Source organism: Paraburkholderia caffeinilytica, assembly GCF_051027425.1.
GTDB lineage: Bacteria > Pseudomonadota > Gammaproteobacteria > Burkholderiales > Burkholderiaceae > Paraburkholderia > Paraburkholderia caffeinilytica_A.
In genome coordinates this window covers 1655998-1680086 of the sequence record NZ_CP186553.1, presented here as the reverse complement: position 1 = coordinate 1680086, position 24089 = coordinate 1655998, and the positions used below count along the sequence as shown (strand labels likewise).

At 58.3% G+C, this 24089-nt stretch carries 20 protein-coding genes; 9 read left to right on the top strand and 11 right to left on the bottom strand.

Annotation, left to right across the window (positions count from 1 at the left end; all coding sequences use genetic code 11):
- Nucleotides 1-32: 32 nt before the first annotated feature.
- The 4 genes from ACOSV0_RS27980 to ACOSV0_RS27965 form a co-directional block, all read right to left on the bottom strand.
- On the bottom strand, nt 33-2255 hold the full coding sequence (locus ACOSV0_RS27980; RefSeq protein ID WP_434115620.1) for a tetratricopeptide repeat protein: 2223 nt from the start codon (nt 2253-2255) through the stop codon (nt 33-35).
- A 255-nt stretch (nt 2256-2510) separates the two neighbouring features.
- Complete coding sequence (locus tag ACOSV0_RS27975; protein WP_434115619.1) at nt 2511-3173, bottom strand: PulJ/GspJ family protein; 663 nt, start codon at nt 3171-3173, stop codon at nt 2511-2513.
- On the bottom strand, nt 3157-3570 hold the full coding sequence (gene gspI / locus ACOSV0_RS27970) for a type II secretion system minor pseudopilin GspI (RefSeq protein ID WP_434115617.1): 414 nt from the start codon (nt 3568-3570) through the stop codon (nt 3157-3159). The genes ACOSV0_RS27975 and gspI overlap by 17 nt, the downstream gene beginning before the upstream one ends.
- A 58-nt stretch (nt 3571-3628) precedes the next feature.
- Entirely contained in the window at nt 3629-3835 is a 207-nt protein-coding gene (locus ACOSV0_RS27965; RefSeq protein ID WP_434115615.1) for a hypothetical protein, read from the bottom strand.
- Nucleotides 3836-4144: 309 nt separating this feature from the next.
- On the opposite strand from ACOSV0_RS27965, the gene ACOSV0_RS27960 reads away from it, so the two are divergent.
- The 6 genes from ACOSV0_RS27960 (at nt 4145) to ACOSV0_RS27935 (ending at nt 13607) form a co-directional block, all read left to right on the top strand.
- On the top strand, nt 4145-4495 hold the full coding sequence (locus tag ACOSV0_RS27960; protein WP_434115613.1) for an Arm DNA-binding domain-containing protein: 351 nt from the start codon (nt 4145-4147) through the stop codon (nt 4493-4495).
- 507 nt (nt 4496-5002) lie between these two features.
- Nucleotides 5003-7078: a putative bifunctional diguanylate cyclase/phosphodiesterase gene (locus tag ACOSV0_RS27955; protein WP_434115611.1), complete on the top strand. Its 2076-nt coding sequence runs from the start codon at nt 5003-5005 to the stop codon at nt 7076-7078.
- 20 nt (nt 7079-7098) lie between these two features.
- Complete coding sequence (locus ACOSV0_RS27950; protein WP_434115609.1) at nt 7099-9399, top strand: putative bifunctional diguanylate cyclase/phosphodiesterase; 2301 nt, start codon at nt 7099-7101, stop codon at nt 9397-9399.
- A 363-nt stretch (nt 9400-9762) separates the two neighbouring features.
- Entirely contained in the window at nt 9763-11514 is a 1752-nt protein-coding gene (locus ACOSV0_RS27945; protein ID WP_434115607.1) for a methyl-accepting chemotaxis protein, read from the top strand.
- 34 nt (nt 11515-11548) lie between these two features.
- On the top strand, nt 11549-12103 hold the full coding sequence (locus tag ACOSV0_RS27940; RefSeq protein WP_434115605.1) for a chemotaxis protein CheW: 555 nt from the start codon (nt 11549-11551) through the stop codon (nt 12101-12103).
- A 571-nt stretch (nt 12104-12674) separates the two neighbouring features.
- The gene (locus tag ACOSV0_RS27935; RefSeq protein WP_434115604.1) at nt 12675-13607 is read left to right on the top strand and encodes a helix-turn-helix domain-containing protein; all 933 of its coding nucleotides are present in this window, start codon (nt 12675-12677) and stop codon (nt 13605-13607) included.
- A gap of 234 nt (nt 13608-13841) precedes the next feature.
- On the opposite strand, the gene ACOSV0_RS27930 is transcribed toward ACOSV0_RS27935, so the two are convergent.
- From ACOSV0_RS27930 to oxdA, 7 genes are all read right to left on the bottom strand, one after another.
- Complete coding sequence (locus ACOSV0_RS27930; RefSeq protein ID WP_434115602.1) at nt 13842-14897, bottom strand: HoxN/HupN/NixA family nickel/cobalt transporter; 1056 nt, start codon at nt 14895-14897, stop codon at nt 13842-13844.
- 46 nt (nt 14898-14943) lie between these two features.
- Nucleotides 14944-15843: a transporter gene (locus ACOSV0_RS27925; RefSeq protein WP_434115600.1), complete on the bottom strand. Its 900-nt coding sequence runs from the start codon at nt 15841-15843 to the stop codon at nt 14944-14946.
- A 153-nt stretch (nt 15844-15996) separates the two neighbouring features.
- On the bottom strand, nt 15997-16431 hold the full coding sequence (locus tag ACOSV0_RS27920; protein WP_434115598.1) for a nitrile hydratase accessory protein: 435 nt from the start codon (nt 16429-16431) through the stop codon (nt 15997-15999).
- A gap of 2 nt (nt 16432-16433) precedes the next feature.
- Complete coding sequence (nthB, locus tag ACOSV0_RS27915) at nt 16434-17090, bottom strand: nitrile hydratase subunit beta (protein ID WP_434115597.1); 657 nt, start codon at nt 17088-17090, stop codon at nt 16434-16436.
- A 27-nt stretch (nt 17091-17117) separates the two neighbouring features.
- The gene (nthA, locus tag ACOSV0_RS27910) at nt 17118-17735 is read right to left on the bottom strand and encodes a nitrile hydratase subunit alpha (protein WP_434115595.1); all 618 of its coding nucleotides are present in this window, start codon (nt 17733-17735) and stop codon (nt 17118-17120) included.
- Between the two features lie 110 nt (nt 17736-17845).
- A complete protein-coding gene (locus ACOSV0_RS27905; protein ID WP_434115594.1) occupies nt 17846-19369 on the bottom strand; it encodes an amidase in 1524 nt (507 codons plus the stop codon).
- A gap of 423 nt (nt 19370-19792) precedes the next feature.
- Nucleotides 19793-20851 (bottom strand): aliphatic aldoxime dehydratase, encoded by a 1059-nt coding sequence (oxdA, locus tag ACOSV0_RS27900; RefSeq protein ID WP_434115592.1) that lies wholly within the window; start codon nt 20849-20851, stop codon nt 19793-19795.
- 556 nt (nt 20852-21407) lie between these two features.
- Here oxdA and ACOSV0_RS27895 point away from each other — a divergent pair.
- The 3 genes from ACOSV0_RS27895 to ACOSV0_RS27885 all read left to right on the top strand — a co-directional run bounded on the left by ACOSV0_RS27895 (nt 21408) and on the right by ACOSV0_RS27885 (nt 24037).
- Entirely contained in the window at nt 21408-21890 is a 483-nt protein-coding gene (locus ACOSV0_RS27895) for a group I truncated hemoglobin (protein ID WP_434115590.1), read from the top strand.
- Nucleotides 21891-22165: 275 nt separating this feature from the next.
- The gene (locus ACOSV0_RS27890; RefSeq protein WP_434115589.1) at nt 22166-23191 is read left to right on the top strand and encodes a helix-turn-helix domain-containing protein; all 1026 of its coding nucleotides are present in this window, start codon (nt 22166-22168) and stop codon (nt 23189-23191) included.
- A 573-nt stretch (nt 23192-23764) separates the two neighbouring features.
- Nucleotides 23765-24037: a hypothetical protein gene (locus ACOSV0_RS27885; RefSeq protein WP_172178058.1), complete on the top strand. Its 273-nt coding sequence runs from the start codon at nt 23765-23767 to the stop codon at nt 24035-24037.
- The last annotated feature ends 52 nt before the right edge of the window (nt 24038-24089 follow it).

Below are 24089 nucleotides of genomic sequence, written 5' to 3'. Positions count from 1 at the left end.
TTGGTTCCTGTTGTCACCCAGCAATTTTCTGCCTAACGGCCGATTCCACCGACAGCGGTCCGCACCGCGTCGATCACGCTCGTCCACTGCCCAGGGACCGGCTGCCGGAAAAGTCGTGCGCCGGGATACCACGGACTGTCCTGCCGGTCCCGCATCCAGCGCCATTCAGGCGGATCCGGCAGCAACAGCCAGAGGGGACGGCCCAGCGCACCGGCCAGATGCGCCACGGCGGAATCGACCGACAGCACCAGATCGAGCGACTGCATGAGCGCCGCCGTGTCCGCAAAATCGCCGAGCTCGTCGTCAAAGCGACGCACAGGCGCATTGGCGAGCAACGGCTCTTCATGCTCCCGCACGATCTTCTGCAAACTGATCCACTCCACGTCCAGTTCGAACAAGGGCGCGAAAAGCGCAAAGTCGATCGAGCGGTTATGGTCGTTGCGGTGCTCGGGATTACCGGACCAGGCAAGGCCGATGCGAGGCCGCCGCTTCTCGCCAAGCGTCTCCGCCCACGCCTGCACACGCTGCGGGTCCGCGCGAAGATACGGAACCTGCTGTGGAATATTCGTCAAATCCGTCCTGAACGCAGAAGGCAGGCTGAGCAGCGGAATTTGATAGTCGAATGCCGGCAGCGGCTCGCCTTTTGCGAGTACTTGTGTCGGCCCTGCCAACGACGCCATCAGCGACTTCAACGCGGGCTGCACTTCGAGCACGACGCGCGCGCCCTGCTCCGCGAGATGCGACGCATAGCGGCAAAACTGGAGCGTGTCGCCAAAGCCCTGTTCGGCGTGCAGCAGGATGGTCTTGCCGTCGAGCGGTTCGTCACCGCGCCACAAGGGTTGCGCAAACGGACGATAGTGGTGCGAAAGCAGCGAATCCCGCAGGCGCCATTCATATTCCGCCCATCCCCGCGCGAAGTCGCCCTGAACGAGGTAGAGCGAGGCCCGCGCGAAATGAGCATCCACGTAGTCGGCATTTAGTCCGATCGCGCGATCGTAGGCCGCCAGTGCTTCACGCTCGTGTCCCATCTCATAGTGCAGATTGCCGCGATTGAACCAGTTCGTCGCATGATCCGGCCGCAGCGCCGTCGCCCGGTCAAGCGTGCTCATGGCTTCCTCATAGCGATGCAGGTCCTGAAGCACGTTGCTGCGGTTGGTCCATGCCTCGGCAAAATTGTCGTTGGCGGCGATCGCGGCGTCGTAGCTTTGCAGCGCATCGTCAAACCGCTTCAGATAGCGCAGCGCCGTACCCCGATTGCACTGGACTTCACTCGCGCCGGGTTCGATCTCAAGTGCGCGCTCGTAGCTCGCCAGCGCGTCGGCATAGCGCTTTAGCTGCAGCAGCGCATTGCCGCGGCAGGCATGCGCCCGGGCGTGCCGCGGTTCGAGCGCCAGCAGGCGCTCGCATCGTCCGATCGCCTCTTCGGCGCGGTTCAACCGTTCAAGCGCCACGGCGCTGTTGTAGACAGCCTCCGCGAGGTCCGGCTGGATCGCAATCGCTTCGTTGAACGCCCCCATGGCTTCGTTCAACCGTCCCAGATCAACCAGCGTCTGACCGCGCGCCGAGAGCATCGTCGCAATACCCGGCTTGATCTCGATGGCTCGCTCGAAGCAGTGCAGCGCATCGGCAGAACGTTGCAGATCACGCAGAACAAGCCCACGGTTAAACCACGATTCGAACGAGCGGGGGTCCACCACGAGCGCGCGATCGTACGTCTCCAGCGCCTCGCGATGCCGCTTAAGCGCGCGCAACGCACTACCGCGATTGCACAGTGCATCGAGGACGAGCGGCGCAATCTCGAGCACCCGGTCAAACGAGGCGAGTGCCGGACCATATCGACGCAGGCCGATCAGCAGGTTGCCTTGCCGGACCAAGGTCTGAACGTCGTCGGGTTCGATGCGCAAGGCCGCGTCGAACTGCTCGAGCGCTTCCGTCGTGCGGCCGCTCTCGGCCAGTATTGCGCCAAGATCGGAGCGGGCGCGTGCACCCGATTCAAGCGAAATCGATCTGCGCACCAACGACTCCGCTTCCGCTGCCGCGCCACGTTGATACTGCAGCACGCCGTACAGATGCAAGGCCTGCGGATTGTCCGGATCGCGTGCCACCACTGCCGCGTATTCGCGGGCCGCGTCATCGAATCTGCCTGCCGAGTGCCAGTCCCGTGCGCGGGAGAGGCTCGCCACCGGTTGCCGTATTCCGGGCGCATCGGTCACCGATTGGGTGGAATCTGCACCATCCGGATACTCGACCTCCATATTCGCTCCCTCGTCGTGTTGCGGAATCCATTGCCACTGGATCGTCTGAAGCGACGGGTTGCCATGGCTATTTCCAAAGCCAGACTAGCGGACGAGTAGTAACAGGCGTATGACGGATGTTACGGACCATTTTGCCGACGCCCAGCGCTATCGGCATGCCATCAAAACCGGGGCAATTGCACTCGTTCAATCGAACACGGTTTCCGTGCAACGAGATCATTCAATGCGCATAAAGACAGCCGGTGAGTGCGAGGATCACTGGCCGATCGGGATCATCCGCTCGAAACGCTGAGGCGGGTTGCCCAGCGTCATGGAGAAGCGGATGCCGCGCGGCAGCGGCATCCCCAGCGAAGTGATATTGCTGATGCCGTGCTGCGCCAGGAACTGTGCGTACGCCTGATCGACGACCTCCTGTTTCGATGTCCAGCCTCCGGGGGCAACCCACACTGCAAGGCTCATCGAACGCACATCGTCATTGGCGACGACACCCGCAAAGTCGTCCATGTGGTGCAACGCGCTGGACAAATCGGCCAGTGTCGACAGGGGCTGCGATGCGCTGCGCATGAGCCGGTTGCCCTTGAGCTGATAGCGCACGACCTGCACCGAGGCCGGGCCATTGCCGACGCTCAGGTGTCTCACCAGTACAAGTTCGTTGGGACGGATGCGCAGCGGCGGCCCAAAAACCTCGTCGGCCGTCACCAGATTGAGCATGTCGTATTGCATCTGTGAAAAGTATCGACCCAGCATGCGCGTCTGCGTGAGACTCGCGACAATGTCGTCGCGTCCACGTACGGTTGCGTCGAGACCCCGCCAGGACAGCAGCGCGATCACCGCGAGCAGCGTAATCGCGACCAGCATCTCGATCAGCGTAAAACCGGCGACCCGCCTGCGGGCGGACCTTTTAGTGTCGAGCTTCATCCTGCACCACCGTAACGACTTCCGCGAGCACCGCGCGGCTGCCTGCCGAAGGGTAGACACTCACGGTCACCTGGCGTACCAAGGGGCTCCCTGAGGCAGCCACCGTCTGCCGGCAGACGAAGCGGTACTGCCCTTGTGGACAGACGAATGTACTTTGTCCCACTTCCGGCCACGCCGCCGAGATGCGTATCGCGCTCAGGGCATTGTCCGCGCTCCACAGAGCGAGCAGGCGCGCGCGTGCCGAGTCGGTATCCGTCGCCAGCGAACCAATTGCGCGTAGCACCGCACCCAGCGCAATGGCGACGATGGCCAGCGCGATCAATACCTCGATTAAGGTAAAGCCATTCGCGTTGGCATGTCGTCGTGCGGAATGTTTCGTGTGGAATGCGGCAGTCATCTGCCTTGTATGGAGCGCTCGCCATGGTCTGATCGACATCGGCTGTCTGGCATCGATATTAACCATTCAGTGCGGTGTCACCGGGCCCTTCCAGTCGCTGGAGGTACTCGCGCCACACCTCGACGGGAACGAACATCGCGACCTGTTTGTTTTCCTTGCAGATCGTCACGCCAATCCGCTCTGCCGTGCGCAGCACGCCCTCTGGATCGCGATCGGGTGCATCAACCGTTATCGTGACCATCGGTCCTGTTGATCGGGTGCCCATGGGATCCTCGACGAGCGAAAATGAAGTGACGAATCTCCAGGCCGAACTTACCGTGCTCCCGTTGCAGAAGCATGTCGGATTGTACGCAGCATTTCTGTCGTCTCATCCGGCGTAAGCTGCGCGAAAAAACGTGAGCCGGTGCTTAAGGATCTCCTTCTCCGGCCGCGTGTTCGATTCGGCATAGCGGCCATCACCATTGGCCACACGCGCCTCGGACGCTCTTCATCGCAGACCGCTCGGTGCTGAAGATGCGATCAGGGAAGCGCGTGCTCCAGAGCGCTCGAGACGGTGTCCGTCGAGGAGAACGCCATGAAGCCGACCTACCCGCCGCTGCTGAACGCCAAACCGCAAGACAAGCCCTATAAGATTCGCGACCGCGATTCCATGTATCCGCGGGTGTCGGTCCCGGGTTCGAAGGTATGGAAATTTGACTACCGGTTGGATGGCAAGGATTGCAGTTACACGCCTGGGCGATTCCCTGACCTGTCTATAAGCGACGCCCGCCAACGTCGCAACGATGCGGCCAGGCTCGCGGCGTCCGGCATCCATCCCAAAGCCCATGATCAGCAGTTGCAACTGCAAACGATCACGCACAACAAGAACACCTTTTGGGCCGTCTGCGAGGGCTGTCAATGCAGTGTTGATCCGCGCTGGATTTGATAACGAACGGCTAGCTTGAATTTCTGGTATCGCACCGGTCGTCAATCCCCTAATGACGATCAACATAACCCGGGAACATTGGCCATAACCCCGCACAATTGTTAAACATTGTCAGCCAACGTTTGCATCATAGCGGCGAAGGTTCAGTTTCTGAAAACGGCTCCGTAAACCAGAAATATGGCACCGCCGCCCGCCGGGTATAGAAACCTGGTAATTGAATATTTCATCTAATTACTTTATTTCCACCCGCTGCATTAACCCATCCACAATCCGGATGAACTGGCGCGCATCCTGAACATCGGGGCAGGCGTGGGTAACGGTCGCGGTAGCGGAGGGATAAGTGCCGCGCTGGGCGATTTTGAATATTTCGGACACAGGAGCAGACGCACCGGAGTCAACCACTCTCCCAACCCGATCGACTACCACGGCATCCTGGCGTGGTGGCGTCGCCGGATAAACCGGCAACCGTTTCAACGGGTAGACCCATTTTCGGAAGAGAGCGTTTTTGTGATTACGGTACTGGGGTGCATCTACCACAGGCACGATCTCTGGCTGGTGCTTGTGGCTACGCTGATCTGCGTGGCGGGCGCGTGGGTTACCGCCCGGCTGTTCCTTCGCACGGTCAGCACGGCCGGCATGCAGAAGGTCGGCTGGCATTTCCTGACCGCACTCGCCGCTGGGGTCTCGATCTGGTGCACGCATTTCGTCGCCATGCTCGGCTTCGACGCCGGCGTGCCGGCCAGTTTCGATCTGGCGCTCACGATTGTTTCCCTGCTGATCGCAGTCGGCGGCAGCACGATCGGCTTTATCGTCGCGGGCAGCGGCCTGACGCGATTCGCGCCGGCGCTGGGCGGAGCAATCGTCGGCGTGGCAATCGCACTCATGCACTACACCGGCATGCTGGCCTGGCGGGTGCAGGGCATCGTGTCGTGGGATCTGACTTACCTGGTCGCCTCTATTGTGCTGTCGGTCGGACTCTCGGCCGCGGCGCTGTACTGCGCGATGCGCCCGGATTCGCAATCCGTCAACCTCATGGCAGCCATGCTCGCGCTGGCTGTGCTTGCCCTGCATTTCACCGGCATGACGGCGCTTCGCATCGAGCCCGTGCGTGTCGACGAGGCGTACTCCAACCCGGCCGCGCTTCATACCCTCGCGCTCGCGATTGCGGGCATGTCGCTGGTCATTGTCTGCACCGGCCTCGTGAGCTACCTCATCGATGACAACGTGCGGGCCGAGTCGCTGGAACATCTGCGCCGCATGGCACTGAGCGACATGCTCACCGGCCTGCCGAACCGGGCGAATTTCGACGAGCGGCTTGACCTTGAGATAGCGCTCGCGAACGATCAGCGAAGCCGGCTCGCGCTGGTGGGTATCGACCTGAACCGCTTCAAGGAAATCAACGATCTGCGCGGTCATCATACGGGAGACGAGGTGCTGCGCACCCTGGGCCGGCGCATGTCCAACCTGCTGCGCGACGGCGAATTCGTCGCAAGAACGGGCGGCGACGAATTCGTTGCGATTCATCGCCTCGGCGAACAGGCGGGTCTGCTCGATTTCCTGGGCCGCCTGGAAACCGCGCTGTACAGGCCAGTCCGTCTTGATGACTGCGAGGTCATTCCCGGTGCGAGCTTCGGGGTCGCGATCTATCCCGACGATGCGGCAAGCAAGGCCGTGCTCATCAACAACGCCGACCTGGCCATGTACCGCGCCAAGGCTAACCGGACGCGTCCGGTCTGCTTCTATGAGCCCGGGATGGACGAACTGGCCAGGGCGCGCCGCGCGCTCGCGGCCGATCTGCGCCAGGCGCTGGGCGGCAACCAGTTCAGTATCCACTACCAGGTCCAGACGTCCCTGTCGACGGGAGACATCCTTGGCTATGAGGCCCTGCTACGGTGGTGGCACCCGAAGCAGGGACTCATTCTGCCGGAGGAGTTCATTCCGCTGGCCGAGGAAAACGGCCAGATTCTCGAGATCGGTGAATGGGTGCTGCGTGAGGCCTGCGCTGCGGCGGCGTCATGGGAGCCGCCCTGCAGGGTCGCGGTCAATCTGTCGGCCGTGCAGTTTGCCCATGCCGACCTGCCCCGGCTCGTGGCCGGCGTGCTGGCGCGCTCGGGGCTGCCGCCGGAGCGACTGGAGCTCGAGCTGACCGAGTCCACGATCTTCGCGGACAGGGAGCGCTCACTGCACACGCTGCGCCAGATCAAGGCCCTGGGCGTAAACATCGCGCTCGATGATTTCGGCACGGGCTATTCGTCGCTCGACACGCTGCGCGCCTTCCCTTTCGACCGGATCAAGCTCGACCAGTCGTTCGTGGGCGAAGCGGTCACCAGCCCGCAGGACAAGGCGATCATCCGCGCCGTCCTGGCGCTCGGCAGAAGCCTCGGCATCCCGGTCCTGGCAGAAGGTATCGAAACGCACGACCAGCTTGCGCTGCTCATCGACGAGGGCTGCGATGAAGCGCAGGGCTTCCTGCTCGGCCGGCCGGCTCCGCTCGGCCAGATAGTCCGAAGCGGCCAGTTCACGGTGACGGAAGACTCGTTCGTTCGCGCCGATGCATTGCCACCAACCGGCCCGAAGGCCTGACTGGAAATAGAGAGTACGCGATGATTCCGAAACAGTTGCTCTCTGCGAGAACGACGCTGATCCGCTTTCTCGCGGTGCCGTCGGACAATCCGGAACTGCTCAAGGCACAGTACCGTGCCTTTTCCCGACAGCTTCCGGTGATGTATTTCATCCTGCTGTCGAGCACCTGGAGCGTCGCCGTCACGCACATCGGGATTGCTCCCTTCTGGCTGACGATCGGCGTGCCGGTCGTGATGACACTCGCTGCAGCACTGCGTTTTTACTACTGGCTGAAGTCTCGCCGCATCGATCCGACGCCTGAGGTAGCCCGGCTCGCGCTCGTCCGGACCAATCAGCTTGCCAGCATCATCGCGATCGCCTTTACGGGCTGGGCGCTGATGATGTTTGCGTACGGCAATGCCTATGAGAAGGCGCAACTGGCTTTCTACATGGCGATCACCGTCATCGGCGTTATTTTCAGTCTCATGTTTCTGTGGTCGGCGGCGGTCATCGTAACCGCGATTGTCAACGGGGCTTTCATCGTCTTCTTTATCTCTACCGGCGAACCGACGCTCATCGCCGCGGCCATCAATGTTGCTCTGGTGTCGATCGCCCTGCTGGTTGTCGTGACCGTTAATTACCGGGGTTTCACGCTCCTGATCCGTGCGCAGACGGACTCGCGTCTGCGGGAGGAGGCGCAGAAACGGCTGCTGCGGATGATTGACGACATGCCGGTGGCTGTGATGACCGTGGATCTGGATACCTTTGACATCAACTATGCCAACGAAACCTCGAAGCACACGCTGCGCCGCATCGAGCACCTGCTGCCGGTTCGGGTCGACGAAATCCTTGGCACCTCGATTGACGTCTTCCACCGGCATCCGGAACACCAGCGCAAGCTGCTGGCCGACCCGGCCAACCTGCCGCACCGTACCCGCATCCGGCTTGGTCCCGAAGTGCTGGACCTCCAGGCATCGGCCATTCGCGATGCCGACGGCAGCTATATCGGGCCGATGCTTTCATGGTCCATCGTCACGCGCGAAGTACAGGCCGAGGAACGTATCCACCGGCTTGCCCACTACGATACGCTGACCGGCCTGCCCAACCGCGCGACGTTTCTGGCGGAACTCGAAACGGGTCTTGCGGAACCGGGCAGCCGGCCCGGTCTGCTGTACATCGACCTCGACGGTTTCAAGATGATCAACGACACCAGGGGTCATCACGCGGGAGACGATCTGCTCGGGCAGGTGGCGGGGCGCCTGCTCAGGGAATTCACGATACCCGGCATGACGCTTGGCCGCATTGGCGGCGACGAATTCACGGTCCTGATTCGCGACGCCACACCGGAAGGGATGAACGACGTCGCAGCCCGTATCGTCGACATGCTGGGCGCACCTTACCGCCTGGACAGCGACAGGCAGGTCCGGATCGGCGCATCGATCGGCGGCGTGCTTGCCCCTGTGCACGGAACGGATGCCGGAACCCTGCTCGCCCGGGCCGACATCGCACTCTATGCCGCCAAGGCGGCCGGCAAAGGGACCTTCCGGATGTTCTCGCCGGCCATGGAAACCCGGATCCAGGAACGCGTGGATCTCGAGGCACGACTACGCGAAGCAATCGAGCAGGACGCGGGCCTGTTCGTGTTCTATCAGCCGATCGTCGATATCGGAACCCGCCGGATCACGGCTCGCGAAGCGTTGCTGCGCTGGCATCACCCGAAGCGCGGGTGGATTCCTCCCGCCGAGTTCATTCCGGTTGCCGAAGACACCGGGCTGGTGGAACGCCTCGGTCTGTTTGTCCTTGATCGGGCCTGTCGGGACGCGGCCGGATGGCTAGATGAAGCACGCGTGGCCGTCAATATCTCGGCCGCCCAGCTTGGCAAGGGAACACTCGCCCTGTCGGTGAAGGCGGCGCTGGCCGCCACTGGCCTGGCGGCCGGCCGGCTGGAAATCGAGGTGACGGAAACCGCCCTGCTCAACGATCGGGATAGGGCCGTCTCCGATCTCACGCAATTACGGGAAATGGGCGTGCGGGTGGCGCTCGACGACTTTGGTACAGGGTACTCATCGCTGGCGCATCTGCGCGTGTTTTCGTTCGACAAGATCAAGATTGACGGGTCGTTCGTGCGCGATGCCGTGGAGCGGCCGGACTGCGCTGCCGTTGTCCGGGCGATTGCCGACCTGGGCAGGCGACTTGGCGTCACCACGGTGGCAGAAGGCGTCGAGACCGCGGAACAGCTGGCGCGGGTCACCGAAGAAGGTTGTGAGGAGGTTCAAGGCTATCTATTCGGCCGACCGGCGCCGGATGATCGCGATGCCGCGCTGGTCGCGCTTCTGCAATGATCAGTACTGCCAGATTGTTAAATCGCCACCCAGAATTGTTAAATCGACGCCTGATATCTCATTCGAATCATCCGTTATTTTCTGAAGTATGAAGAATTTAAATATTAAGTTATCCATATCATCAAGATTAAATAGATGCCCCACTAATCGCAGCCTTATCGCCATATAGAAATTCAATCGGTCGCAAACCTTTGCGGTCGCCCGATAAGGGATTGTCACCCTGCAGCAATACACAACCGTGCCGTAATGCAGGATGCATAGAGGCGAAATGTGCCCTCCGTGCAATCGGGAGCGCGTCGGCCGTGGAATCCAAACACCTTGAGTATTTTTTCGTCTACCAATAATAGCGTCAGGAGTTGAACCATGAATTTAAACAGTCTGTCAGTCAAGGCGAAGCTTTCCGCCGCTTTTGGCGTACTCGCCGTTGTCGTCCTGATCGTGTCGGGTCTGTCTCTCAAGTCACTTAACGATGCCAACGACCGCTTTTCGGGCTTTATCAGTGGCGTCATGGCGCGCGCTGATATGGCTGAATCGGTTCGCACCGCCGTGGATGATCGCGCGATGGCGGTCCGCAACCTGGTGCTGGTTACGACACCCGCCGACGTAGAGACCGAAAAAAATGCCGTCAGCGACGCGGAACGCCGGGTCGAGAACAATCTGGAAAAATTCAAGGCGATGGTGGCCAGCACCCAGGACATGAGTGAAAAGGAGCGCAGTCTCGCTGCGGAAATTCCACGCATCGAAGAGCTTTACCGTCCGGTTGCACTGGAAATTAACCAGCTTGCCCTGAACAACCAGCACGATGCCGCGGTGGCGGAGATCGATACGAAATGCAGGCCATTGCTCGCAGCCCTGATCAAGGCGGCTAACAACTACGCGGCCGCGACGCAGGAACGGGCAGCGCAGATGGTGCAGCAGTCCGGGGAGCAGTTCGCGCACCAGCGTAATCTGCTGATCGCCCTCTGCCTCGCCGCTGTCGCGATGGCGGTCGCGGCGGGTGTGGTCATCACACGAAGCCTGTTGCGTGCCCTCGGCGCCGAGCCGGCCGAACTGGGGGTGCTCACACAACGCGTCGCTGCGGGAGATCTGAGCCCGATCGCCGGAGCGAAGAATGCGCCAGCCGGCAGCGTGCTCGCGTCAATGGGCGAAATGCAGGCCAGTCTCGTCAGCCTGATCAGTCGGGTCCGCACCGCGGCAGACAGTATTGCCACGGGTTCCAGCCAGATCGCTTCGGGCAACGTCGATCTTTCTTCGCGAACCGAACAGCAGGCGGCATCGCTGCAGGAAACCGCCTCCAGCATGGAAGAGCTGACGTCGACGGTGAAGCAGAACGCCGAGAACGCACAGCAGGCAAGCTCGCTCTCCGCCAATGCGTCCGAGGTGGCGCTCAAGGGCAATGAGGTAGTCAGTCAGGTCGTCGGTACGATGGGCGAGATCAGCACGAGCTCCACAAAAATCGCGGATATCACGGGAATCATTGAAGGGATTGCGTTTCAGACCAACATCCTGGCGCTGAACGCAGCGGTGGAAGCAGCCCGGGCCGGCGAACAGGGCCGCGGGTTCGCGGTGGTCGCAAGCGAGGTGCGCAGCCTCGCGCAGCGTTCGTCCACTGCGGCGAAGGAAATCAAGGATCTGATCAACGCGTCGGTGCAGAAAATCCAGGATGGTTCGTCGCTCGCAAATGAAGCGGGAAAGACAATGTCGGAGGTCACGCAGGCGGTCGCCCGGGTGACCGACATCATGGGCGAAATCGCCGCCGCCTCGACCGAACAGAGCCGGGGCATCGAACAGGTCAATCAGGCGATTACACAGATGGACGAAGTCACGCAGCAGAATGCCGCACTGGTGGAGGAAGCGGCGGCGGCATCGAAGTCACTCGAAGACCAGGGACGACAACTGAATGACGCGATCTCGTTCTTCCGTCTGGATGCCAGTGCCGTTTCTCCAGTAACGGACGGACGGGCATCCGCAGCACATCGTCCGGCGCCACGTCCACAACCCGCACGCCCGATAACCCGGAAAGTTGCAGCGCCGACGCGGCCTGCCGTAGCATCGACGTTGCCCGCCAGCGCACCGGCAACGACCGTCGGCAGCGACGGCTGGGACACGTTCTGAGCCAGGTCGAAAAACATGAATCGTGGGGCACACCATGGAAACCATTGAAAAGAGTCAGGTCGCCCCCTCTGCGGCCGTACGTTCAGTTGGGGAGCCTGCCGGACACGCGAAGACCGCATCGCCACTGGCTGGAGAATTCCTGATTTTTCACCTTGGCGCCGAGGAGTACGGCATCGACATCCTGCGGGTTCAGGAGATCCGCTCATATGAGCCACCCACCTGCATTGCAAACGCACCTGACTTTATCAAGGGCGTAATTAACCTGCGGGGCGTGATCGTGCCGATCCTCGACCTGCGGCTCAAATTCGCCTTGAAATCGGTCGAATACGACGATCTGACTGTCGTTATCGTGCTGAACATGGGCGAGCGTGTAGTGGGCGTAGTCGTCGATGCGGTCAGTGATGTTCTTCCGCTCGGTCATTCGCAGATCAGCCCGGCGCCCGAACTCGACGCGACCGCCGACATCCGGTTCATCACCGGCATTGGCACTGCGGCGGGCGATGGGCACGAGCGCATGCTGATCCTGGTCGACATCGAACAACTGATTGCCGGGAGCCACCTCGATCTGGGTGGTGTCGCGCTGCGTTGAAAACGCCGGGTGGGAGGCCCGCATTTCTAAAAATTCCTATCGGAAGAAATAGAAAATTGCAGTGAGAGAAATGCAACTGTTATGGATGTCTTATTACTGGATTCCGAATCCGCGTTTCCAGTTATCCTAAAGCTCTCTCAGGTTCGGCCGGCCCTCGGAAACACCCGGACTTTTTTCAGCCGGCGCATGCGCCGGCTTTTTTACCTGTCCAACTTCGGAACACCTGCTCATTTCAGCCAACCAGTAACACGCGTGGTGTTCGATGCCTCGTACCTTTCTCTGCCGACGATACGCTCCGAGCAGGTACTCAAAGGCTTCCTGCGTGATGCGCTTGCCAAATGGATCGGATCAAGCCCTGGTTCCTATCGGCGTGAGATACCAAGCTATATCGAACGCGTACACAATGTGTCACAAAGCACCACATCGCCCAAGAAAGTCCTCGCTTGTCAGCTTTTTTTGACCAACGTATAAAAACAGTCATATTCCCGCCAATCGAACGGTTCGCGGGAGCTAATCGCCCAGTACGGTCACATTGAGCCCGGAGCACGGGTTTCCCCCAAGGAAAACTGCCATGCGGTTCGACTACTCCACACAACACGTTGCCTCAGACCAACGACTTGAGTACTGGCATGATTCCGTTTGTGCGCATTTCGTCAGTTGTGAATGCCGCACTGGATCAACCATGGAAGGGCAAATGCACGGGCAGACACTCGGCACCTTTCTCGCCGCCCAATACACCACACCGCATCCCCACTCATGGCATCGTTCTTATCAGGACGTTCGGCGCGATCCCGACGACGGAATCATTATGATTTTTATCGAGGCCGGGTCTGTTGGATTGACGCAATCGGGACGGGAATCGACACTGCATGCAGGCGATATCAGCATGTATGATGCGGCCCGCCCGTTTGTCATGTCTAACCCAGTTTCCATGATGCTCTTGCGCATGCCGCGCCGCCTGCTACTGTCACGACTTGCAATGGCCGAACACATGACAGGTAGCCGCATCGCATCGGACATTCCTATCACTGGGGCAATCGGCACAATGCTCCGGGAAGCAATCGCACTTTCAGGCGCGACACCGGAAGCAGTACGCGCGCGCTTAAGCACCGCGTTGCTGGACACGCTCACTGTCGTACTGGAGCTTGTTTCCGGAGTAGAAACGACCGACCGTCAAAGCGCTCAACATACCATGCTGTACAACAAGGCCGTTCGCTTCGTTGATGCCAATTTCGACAACTACGACCTGAGTGTCGCAGATATCGCAAACGCGCTCAATATCTCGGAACGCACGCTCCTGCGCCTGTTTGCCAAACAAGGTCTCACCCCTTCGCAACATCTTTCTCACCGTCGCCTTGAGCACAGCTTCATGCTGCTATCCGAGCGACGCGTGTCGCAGATCGCCCAAGCCGCCTACCAGAGCGGCTTCAACGATCTTTCGCATTTCTGCCGCCTGTTCAAGAAACATTTTGGCCACACACCAAGTCATGTGCTAACGGGTTGACTGGCGGCCGGAGGATCGAGACACGTTATTCCGACGAGAACTCACCTGGGTCTCTGGTTCGGCTTCGGTCGCGAAGCCATATGCACATGCCACCAGGATCACTGCGGAATAAATTGCGCGCACGAGATCGGAAAATATCGACATGATTGTCACTCCCTTACCAGCTATGGAGAGGCTTTAGATCCAGAGGGAATGCGTGCTAGCCACAGGCCGCCCGCACCGTTACGCCCAGCCCTACCGCAAATTCGCTGGTAAATCGTCGTATTTGCCGATCCGATAGATTGCGATCGAAATAATCCAGCTAACGAAAAAAATCCCGATTACCAGATAACCGATCGTGCCGAAATTGTCGGACAGATTCCCGGCGAAATCCCAGAACCGCCCCTTGAGATCAAACTCCTGACCGATGAGCGCCGCCACCTCGATACTACCGATCAACACAGCCACCGCGACCGACACAAACGTGATCGTGATGTTATAAAACAGCTTGCGTGTCGGACGCCGGAACGCCCATCCGTAGGCGCCGAGCATCAGCAGGCCGTCGGCGGTATCGATCAGCGTCATACCCGCCATGAACAACAACGGAAACACCATGATCACGCCCGCCGACATACCCTTGGCTGCCTGAGTCGCAGAGATACCGAACAAAGCCACCTCGGTTGCCGTATCGAAGCTCAATCCGAACAGGAAACCAATCGGGAGCATATGCCAGCTGCGGGTGACAAGCCTGAACAGCGGTCGGAAGAGTCGACTCAGCATGCCGCGCCCGTTCATCAAAATATCCATATCGTCCTCCATCAAGGTCTCGCCGCGCTTGACGCGGCGGAACGCCTTTACCAAGGACAGCAGAATCTGGACATTGACGATTGAGAGGGTCAACAGGAAGATTCCAGAGACTAGAGTGGAAATCACTGCGCCAACCGACTTCAACTCATCGAAATGCCCTTCGATGGAAGTTGTCGCAAAAGCCACGGCAATCGACAACATGATCACGATGGTGGAATGACCCAGGGCGAAAAAGAATCCCGCGGACACAGGCCGCTGCCCTGTTTGCATCAACTTGCGGGTCGTGTTGTCGATCGCTGCAATATGATCCGCGTCAACTGCATGTCGAAGACCAAACGTATAAGCGAGCAACGCAGTGCCCAACAGTAGCGGATGTCCCCTCAGTGCCACGATGGCATAGATCCATGTCGCCAGATTGGCAAGCAGGACTATCGCCGCTATCGCACCGGCTCGCCAACGCATGCTGCCTCTGTCGCCGTTCATAAAACCCATGAGATAGTTCATGTACAGAATCCTCTCTTCCTTTTGATACGAAGGTTGACCCGGGATATCAGAAAAGTTTCAGCAGACGCAGGGTGGCGTACAGATCTTGCTTGAAACCTCCGTTGACCTTGATGTCGTGCTCGAGCAATCCCTGGATCTGGAAAGTCGGCGTAACGAACTTGGACACCTCGAGTCGAATCTGGTCGACTCGTGTCGCCTGGCCATTCGCAACGCCGTCGAGGTACTGCACACCGCCCCAATACTTCGAATATCCGGCAGCAACGGTCCAGGTCCTGTCGGCTGGCGGGGTGTAGGTAAGCCACCCCTGGAACTGATAGGTATTGTTCTGTCGAAGCGTGCCTGTACCGATACCTGTAGCGTCGCCATTGTTCCCGTACCACATCACGTCGGCGGAAAGCTGAGTGGCAAACCCATGACCAAGTTGCTGCGTGCCACCAACTTGCAAATCGAATTTCCATCGGTTTTCACCGACGTTGAGCGTTCGCCCTGGCACGTATGAACCAGCCGGAATATAGAGATATGGAACGACAGCAAAGGTTGTTCTTGGGTTGTTTACGAACCATACCGGAAGGGCCAGGATAGGGTCGCCCGCACCACTGGCCGAATCGAGTTTTGCGCCTCCCAGTGAACCGTCAAACAGCCTCCCATACGGAAGCAGGACCTGCGGAGCGGCAATGAATCCGCCTATATCCATGTAGCGAACGTAGCGGGCGATACCCACCAACGACTTCAGATCCGTGCCATCTTTGTATGTAGTGCCGTTGGTTGATACAAAGCTGCCATAGTCCCCATAGCTAAAATACCCAAGCATCGCGTTGGTACCAGCCGGCGCTGGGATTAGATCCTGAGAATTGAGGTCAACCGCTCGAGCCGGAACCTCCAGTAAGCCGAAAAGCAATGCAGACAGGCTGACATATATAGCCGCAATCCTAAGTGTTCTCAACATCACCAGCTCTCCAATTTATTCAGTATTACTTATTTAAATAGGTATTATTTTCATCATCATGAGACAGTAGGCGACGTCTATACACCACCTACTGAGCTCAGCCCGCTTAACGGCACGAAAAAAATTCCTGGAAGTATTTGCCGCCTTTCCTACTCAACCAGCGCGTGCCGGGCTTACCAGTACCGGCTCACGACGTGGCGTATGTAAGTGGACATGCTCGGGCGGACAAGTGGCATGAACCAGTGCCACGGGCTGACCATGCGGCGTATTGAGATAAGCCTGCCGCCACTCGTCCGTGCGGCGGGAAATATCGTCCGACACAGTTAAACCGAGCACCGCGACCAGTTTTTCCATTGCCGCCAGCCATTGCCGGTAGTACGTGTCGTTCACGCTTTCCCCGTGCAGAGCCGGCGAAGCCTTGATCTCGTCGCTGAAAATCCGGACCCAGTCCGCCCAGGAAAACAGCCCCTTCTTGTGCAGATGAACCGTCAGCGAGAAAGCCTGTGCCTGCCAGGGATGATCAAACGCCGGACCGTTGGCATTTACCGGGACACTCAAAGATTCCTGATAGTCGAGCGTGGTCGTCATTTTCAGGCCTTCTCGAGATAGTCGTCCCACAGATCGATACGAACCGTGTCTACCGACGACGCTCCTTCGCCCCACAATTCAGCAGCAGTAAAGTTCACACAATAAACGTGCTGCGGATGCGCGCCCTTGCCGTGCGCCGCCGTGTCCGGTGTGACGAACACGCCATGATCGATTTCGATGGTCCCGAGCTTGCCTCGCGCATAACGTGGCAAGCGTGTATGCGTTGTCGGATTGAAATTCTTCGCGCGCACCCGATCGCCCACCTTGAAACTCGGCGCAACCACTTCGTTCATGCGCGTGGAGCCACCCGTTTTGACAAGCGTCTCGACCATCTCCCTCTTCAAGGCAGGCGAGGTCACCTTGCCGGATGCCGCCTTCCCGCTCTCGAGTTCCGCGTGTGTCACCACGCCTTTCTCGATCAACAAGGTTTCGAACGAATGCAACCAATGCTCGTAGTATTGCGAAGAGAGATATTCGGCAGGGCTCATACGTTCGATGGCATGCCGAAACTCATCTACATTGAAGAGCCCGCCGGCGAACAGCGCGGGAAACAATGCGAATACCCGCCGCTCCCAGTCATCATGGAATACCGGTTCGCTCACTTCAGCCACAACCGGACCAAGGCCATGCATACCGCCGAAGTCGTGTATACCGTTCATGCTTTTCTCCTTTTCGAATGGTGCCGGTTATTTGGCGGAAGGCTGCATCGGCAGCCCAGTCCCGATCATCGAATCCCGGGTCACGAGTTCAGCCAGCTGTTCCTCGCTCCAGCCTTCCGTCCCCGCCGGTCGCTCCGGAAGAACCAGATATCGCAGCTCCGCGCTGCTGTCCCAAACGCGAACTTCCTTGTCCTCGGGGATCGTCAAGCCAAACTCGGCCAACAGGCCACGCGGATCGATCACGATACGGGAACGATAAGGTGCCGTCTTGAACCAGACCGGCGGCAAACCCAGGGTCGGCCACGGATAGCAGGAACAAAGGGTGCAGACCATCACGTTGTGAACGGACGGGGTATTCTCGACAACCAACATGTCCTCGCCCTGCACGCCTGTAAAACCCAGTTCTGCGATTGCCGCGGTGCCGTCAGCCAGCAGTCGTGCCTTATAGGCCGGGTCAGCCCAGGCTTTTGCCACCACCTTGGCACCGTTGCGAGGTCCAATTCGGTGTTCATACGTGTCAATCAACTCGTCCAGCGCAGCCGGGTCCACCAGCCCCTTCTCAGTCAGAAGAGATTCGAGTGCCTTGACGCGCAGCGCGATTTCCGAAGGCGGTTCAGTGTGGTCATGGTTGTGGTCATGGGACATATCAATCTCCAAACGGTTTTCTGTTTTCAAACTTCGTTTTGTGACGAAAAGAATTGCTAAATCTATGTAACCCTGCTGAGATTCAGGCTCTCTGCGGATGCCATACGGGCTCAACCGATAACGTGTTTCCAGTCCACTGCCTGTTCATAGGCATAGGCACACCGGTAGATAGTCGCTTCATCGAAACGCTTACCGATCAACTGCAGACCAATCGGCAGTCCATCAACCAGGCCGCACGGCACTGACATGGCCGGGTGACCGGAAACGTCGAACGGTGTGGTATTGCCCAGCATTTCGAAGGCTCGGGCGAGCGATTCGTCCATCTGGCAACGGGCGGCCGGCAGTTGTGACGCGCGCAATGGCAGGGTCGGCATCAGCAGCAAATCGTACGAGGCCAGCGCCGTGTCGTAAGCAAGCCGCACGCGGCGCGCAAGATTCTGGGCCTTCGCGTAATAGCGCCCGTTGTAATGGGTCGTGAAGTATTCACCGAGCACCATCGTGAGTTTGACCGTGTCAGGCAGCTCATCTGCTCGAGCGCGCCAGCGCGCATGGTGATCAATCATGCTGGTCAGATACATGCCACGCCAGTTGAATCCGTGGCTGTTGCCTTTCATCATCTGCTGGGTCGCCCCCTCGGCCGCAATACCAAGCCAGATCGCTGGTGCGGTGGTGTGTAACGGCACCGAGACTTCCTCGACAGTCGCGCCGAGCTTTCCAAGTGTTTCCGCAGCAGCCCGCACGGCGGCATCGACCACGGGTTCGGAATTGGCCAGCCCGAAACCTTCTCGCAGGATGCCGATGCGCAGGCCGCGGATACCCTGATCAAGGCTAGCCGTATAACTGGCCGGTGCCGGAACATCGATCTGACGGGGGTCGAGTCCGTCGCTGCCGGCAATCACTTCAAGCATCAGCGCATTGTCCCGTACGCTGTTCGTCAACGGCCCGAGGTGGTCGACCGTAGTTTCGATAGGCATCGCTCCGGTGTAGGGCACGAGACCATGCGTCGGCTTCATGCCATAGATACCGCAATAAGAAGACGGGATACGTACCGACCCGCCCTGGTCGCTGCCGATCGCCATATCAGCTTCACCGGCTGCCACCAGCGCGGCGCTACCGGATGACGATCCGCCGGCCGAATAGCCAGGCTTACGAGGGTTCTGTACTGGACCGGTCGAACTTGTATGTGATCCACCAGAAAAACAAAAATACTCACATACGGATTTGCCGAGGATCGTTGCGCCAGCATCAAGTAGACGTGTAACCACCGTCGCATCGATGTCAGGCACATAGCCCTCGAACGTGCTTGCGCCGTTCATCATCGGTACTCCGGCTACGCTCACGTTGTCTTTGATGACCACAGTCCGCCCTTTTAACGTCCCTTCCGAGGCGCCCTGAATAACGGCTTTTCGTTGCCAGGCACCGAAGCGGTTTTCCTCACCTTCCGGACGATAACCAGGCAGGCGCGGGTAACGAACCTCGGGAAGAAAGTCCGGCAACGAATCGAGCACATCGTAGGCGTCGAAGTTCGCCTGTAATGCCGAGTCATAGGCCGCAACTTCGCCATCGCTCAAATGGATACCCAGGGAAGCGGCCAGCTTAAAGAGCTGATCGGGTGTTGGTCGTTTTACTGCCATACGAATCTCCTGAATTACGCCCCTCGTCATGAGGATGACGTATCACTGATCTTTAAGAGTCGCGTTGCAACTCACTCAAGCAACCTGATCAAGATTTGTTACCGATAAGGCCGATGCTTCTCAAGATGAATTTCGCGATACCTTTCTCCATTACATTTCTAAACTCTTAAAAACTCCAACCCTAGCCTCGACTCAGTGAGGAAAATTTAAAGTGACAAAAATCGAGACACTTGGTGTATCCCGCCAGCCTGCTTGACAGAATCAGACAACCCAATTTGCTCATCCGCTTAGCCTGAGACAAGCACGAGAGATCTCGATTTGGCACCATCTCGAGCGAAACACTGCGCTAACGCGGAACGTATTTTCGCCATGGTTTTCTGCTGGGAAACACCATGCCATCCGGGATGGCGTGGTGTCGGCACATCACTGATTCTGAATAGCGGCATCGCGCATCAACCCAGTGCGCGCGTGACAATTGATGTACTCGTACACTTGGTGTTTAGCGTCGAAAACCGATACTTCGTGATAGAGCCTCAACTTTGAGAGGCCAGTGACGACGCGAAAGAAGGTCACGAAAATCCGCAGATGGGTCGGATGAGATTCGGCCCAGCGTTCAAGCTTGTCCAGCGAACGCCAGTGCCCGATGTTGTAGCTCTCGTCCTGGAGATTTCCGTCCAGATCGATCGATTGCACATAGCGGTTGCTGTAGCAGCCGAGCTCTTGACCGTTATCGCGCAGGAAATCCATGCCGGCACGCAATGTCGGCTCGATCTCGCCGAAATAAAGGTGGCGTTCGTCCTCACCCGCTTCCCGCCATTCCTGGCCAGAGCGGATCAGCGCGATGTTGTCGTGTCCGCGCACAATCACCCGGCCACCCAGTTCCGGCTTGCCGTGGATGACCTCGAGCGCGCCGTTCGGGCGCATCCAGTCAGTCTGGGAGATGGGAAAGCGGTCCCGGATCGAACCCCAGTAGCCATGCTCCTGAACTTCGCCGCTCACTCCATCCATGATTGCACCGACCCCTGGAAAGTTGTCAGTGAATGCATAGAGTGTTTCGAATTGCTCGGCGCGCGGCGCGGCAATTTCGCGGAAATAGCCGATGCCCTCCTTCAATCGTTCATCCGAGTTCCACCACTCGCTGACGCTCGGGCTTGCAAGCCACCGGTGATGAGCTGCCGGATCACGCCAGTATGCGACGGCGATCAGGTTGTCATAGCCCTGGTTGTCCACATGGTGTGTCAAGTCGTAGTGGGCAGGGCCGTCGGTCAGGCCAAAATCAGTGACGATTTTCCGCAACGCTTCCAGTGCCCGCGAGCGCGTTTCGGAGCCGTGGTATTGCACGCCGAAATAGGCCATGACGACCTGGCTCATTTCCTCGCCGGCACGCGCCGCGTACATCGGAAACGGCGGCTGGTAATCGTCAGCCACTCGGCGAGAGAGCGTGCGCGGACATTGCAAGTGCTTGTCGATCGCGGATTCCATGAATTGTTCCAGTTTGTAGGGATGAGGGGCGGCCAATGCAGAAGACGTGGGCTTACCGCGCTTCGCTCCAAAGGCCAACTCGCACTCCGTTATGGATCCCCAGACATGCGCGGCGGGGAAACCATATCGTTTGCACGAGTTGAAGATTAAGAAGTCGAAATAAAACCTTCTGTGCCAGACGGGAACAAAAATTGTGCTGCAGAGGATTTGGCAGGTAAGGAGCACATGGCGGAACTCTGCGCTATCGCCGGAGCACATCGCCGGCAGACGGGAGGTAGCCAGCCGTCTCACCACCAGGCAAGTGACATAGCGATGGGCTGCCTCAGATGTAAAGCAATCGGCCGCGGCGCTGTCTTTTTTTGCCAAACAGATTGGCTGTCAAAAGCAAGCCCGAATGGACCACCCGACCTAACATGAGACGCAGCAGGCTTCCTTGCGGCTCTCGACATGAAAAGCCCGATTGCTTGCGCGCCCCCGTATGTTTCGGATTGACCATAGAGCCGACTCTACGCAAATCGGAAGATTGAGAAACTCACCCAAACGGAGAATTCGCAACATGACTGAAACGCAGGCATCCACGGAACAAAAACCTTCCCTCTATGAACGCCTTGGGGGCTATGACGCAATTTACAAATTTGCGGGAGAGGTGTTAAGGACGTGCATGAAGCATCCCGACATTGGCCATATCTGGAGTCACATGTCCGAATCAACTTTTCAAAAGGAGCACATCAATTTTGTCGATTTTCTCTCCGTACATTGGGGAGGAAATGCACAGTACAGAGGGCGCGATATGGTGACCGCGCACCGCGGAATGGGCCTGACAGAGGTCCACTGGCGAGCTGTACTTGAGTGTATGGATGAGTGCTACGATAACTTCGCAGTTCCGGCTGATATTCGGGAAGAAGTCACCGCTTTCCTGACCAAGTTCAAACCGGCTGTCATTGGCAGTCCGTCCTACCGAGATGTCGTGCTTGCGCATCCTGAAATGGATGTTGCGAAAGGAATGAGAAGCGTCGGCATTACCTGGCCGAAATCCTGAAGCGCGTCGCGGGAAGGAACGTGAGATTGTTCCAAAGACGAAGTACTGCTTCACTGTATTAGTTTGTTGTTGGCTTCGGAGACTGAAATCTCCGAAGCCTGATATTCAGCTGGCGTTGCCGAAGTTTGTGCTCTGTCCCCTGGTTGACCGCCTGGTGATGTGTGACATACGCATTTTCATGCTGGAGCGACGACTACGCGTCGGCTATATCTGGACACGGCGATTTTGAACGATCACACTTTCTAGCCCCCCGATTTTCCCATAAGGCATCAGTCATGTCGCAACAGGATAGCGCGCTCGCCACCGCTCGACATATTGTGACGAACAACGACACCGTCGAATGGAACACATCCTGCATCGAAATCAGCGCAAATGGATCGACGAGCCAGCGCATCGACTTCTGGCGAGAAATGATTCTGCGCCTGTTTGCCGACGTGCAGATCGCGGCGATCCAAAAGCAAAATTTCGTCGGACACGTCCGCTCTCAAAAATGCGACAGACTTCGCCTTTCGGACATCCAATCCTCTGACCAGACAGTCAACCGTCGATACAATCACGCTCGTGCGGAATACGAGGACAAGTACTTTGCCATCCTCATGCTTGAGGGCACGCAATCCGTCGAACAGGACGGTAAAGTGGTCACGCTGAAACCCGGCGATTTTGCGCTCTATGACGCGACCCGCCCTCATTTTCTGACCTTCCATCAACCCTGGCGGGAAATCGTGGTCAGCGTGCCCCGTGCGACGCTAAACCAGTTCGTCGTCGGTGTGGAGCAACGCACGGCGATCCCTATCGATACGTCGCAAGGCGTGGGTAATATCCTGCGCACCTATCTGGAAGGCATGTCATCCCAGATCGGCGCGGTTAGTGAACAGGAAATGCAGCAGCTATCGGATACCGCCATCACGCTGCTGTCGATGACGCTCGGAAAACTCAAGAGCAACGATCTCGTTCAGTCTCGGGTCAAGACCCTTACGTTGATGCGCGTCAAGGCTCAAATCAACACGCAACTCGGTAATCCCGGACTCGACGCGCGAACCGTAGCCGAGGCGGTCGGACTTTCTCCCCGATACATCAACAAACTCTTCGAGGTGGAAGACTCGTCCTTGATGCGCTACGTCTGGAATACCCGCCTTGAATATTGCGCCAGGGAGCTTGCAGACCCTGTCAGTTCGATCACGAGAATTTCCGACGTTGCCATGAAATGGGGATTCAACGACATGTCCCATTTCAGCCGCGTATTTCGAGAATTTTTTGATATGTCGCCTCGTGACTGGAGGAGAAAGTCAGCGCAAAACTAAACGACAGCGGGCTCATGCATGGGCGGACAGACAAAAGGGTTACGCCGCAGTCCGACGTGACCCTTTGATTTTTCTGGCGAAGCAGACGGGACTAGAACCCGCGCCTTGCTGGCTATAGTCATCGACACATTCGTGAAGCAGCGCGACCTGCTTGCAGTCATCGCCTTCAACGAAGGCGCTTCATGAGTCGCCCGGTCTCAGTGCGTTGATTCAGTTTCGGCAATCAATGCGTTTTCGCACTCTCTGGGGCGACAAACGCCTGTCACGAATTTTCCGGGTTGAACCTTGTGATGTAATCGGCGGGAACCGCCCGACACAGATTTGCGATCTATTGGCGATCGATCGAGAAGGCGTGCCAGTGAGCCTTTACGGAATACTCTCCAAACTTCTGATGCAGGTAGAGCACGGCGTTTGCCGCGAAGGACCGTGTATGCAATACAAGCACTTCGAGGGAGAAATGTGTCATTTTTATCACAGGCGACACTCAAACATTATTTAACACACGCCTCCATCGTATTTTGATAGCCTTTGAAGTGGCTGAGGAAGAGCATCCAACGACAAGAGGGCTTCGCCATGCTGAGATGGATCGCAAACTGGGCTGTACACAACGCACTCACCCCGGAGAAGCAGGCCGAAAAAGCGTTGCGGGAACTGCGTCTGGAGCTTTTCCAGGCGGAGCAGCGAATTCTCGATGCGCAAATGCATGCGGATTACTATCGTGCACGCCTGGCCTTTTGCGAGGAAGTCATAAAAAATGGCATTGAGCAGGTAGCCGATCAGCGCAAAGGTCAACAGGAAACGTCACAAGCGTCGCGGCCCGGACTCAAGCTCACGGCCGCGCAATAGCAAATAGCAAGTCGATCAGAGACACCCTCAACCGTTAAACCGATATTTCGTC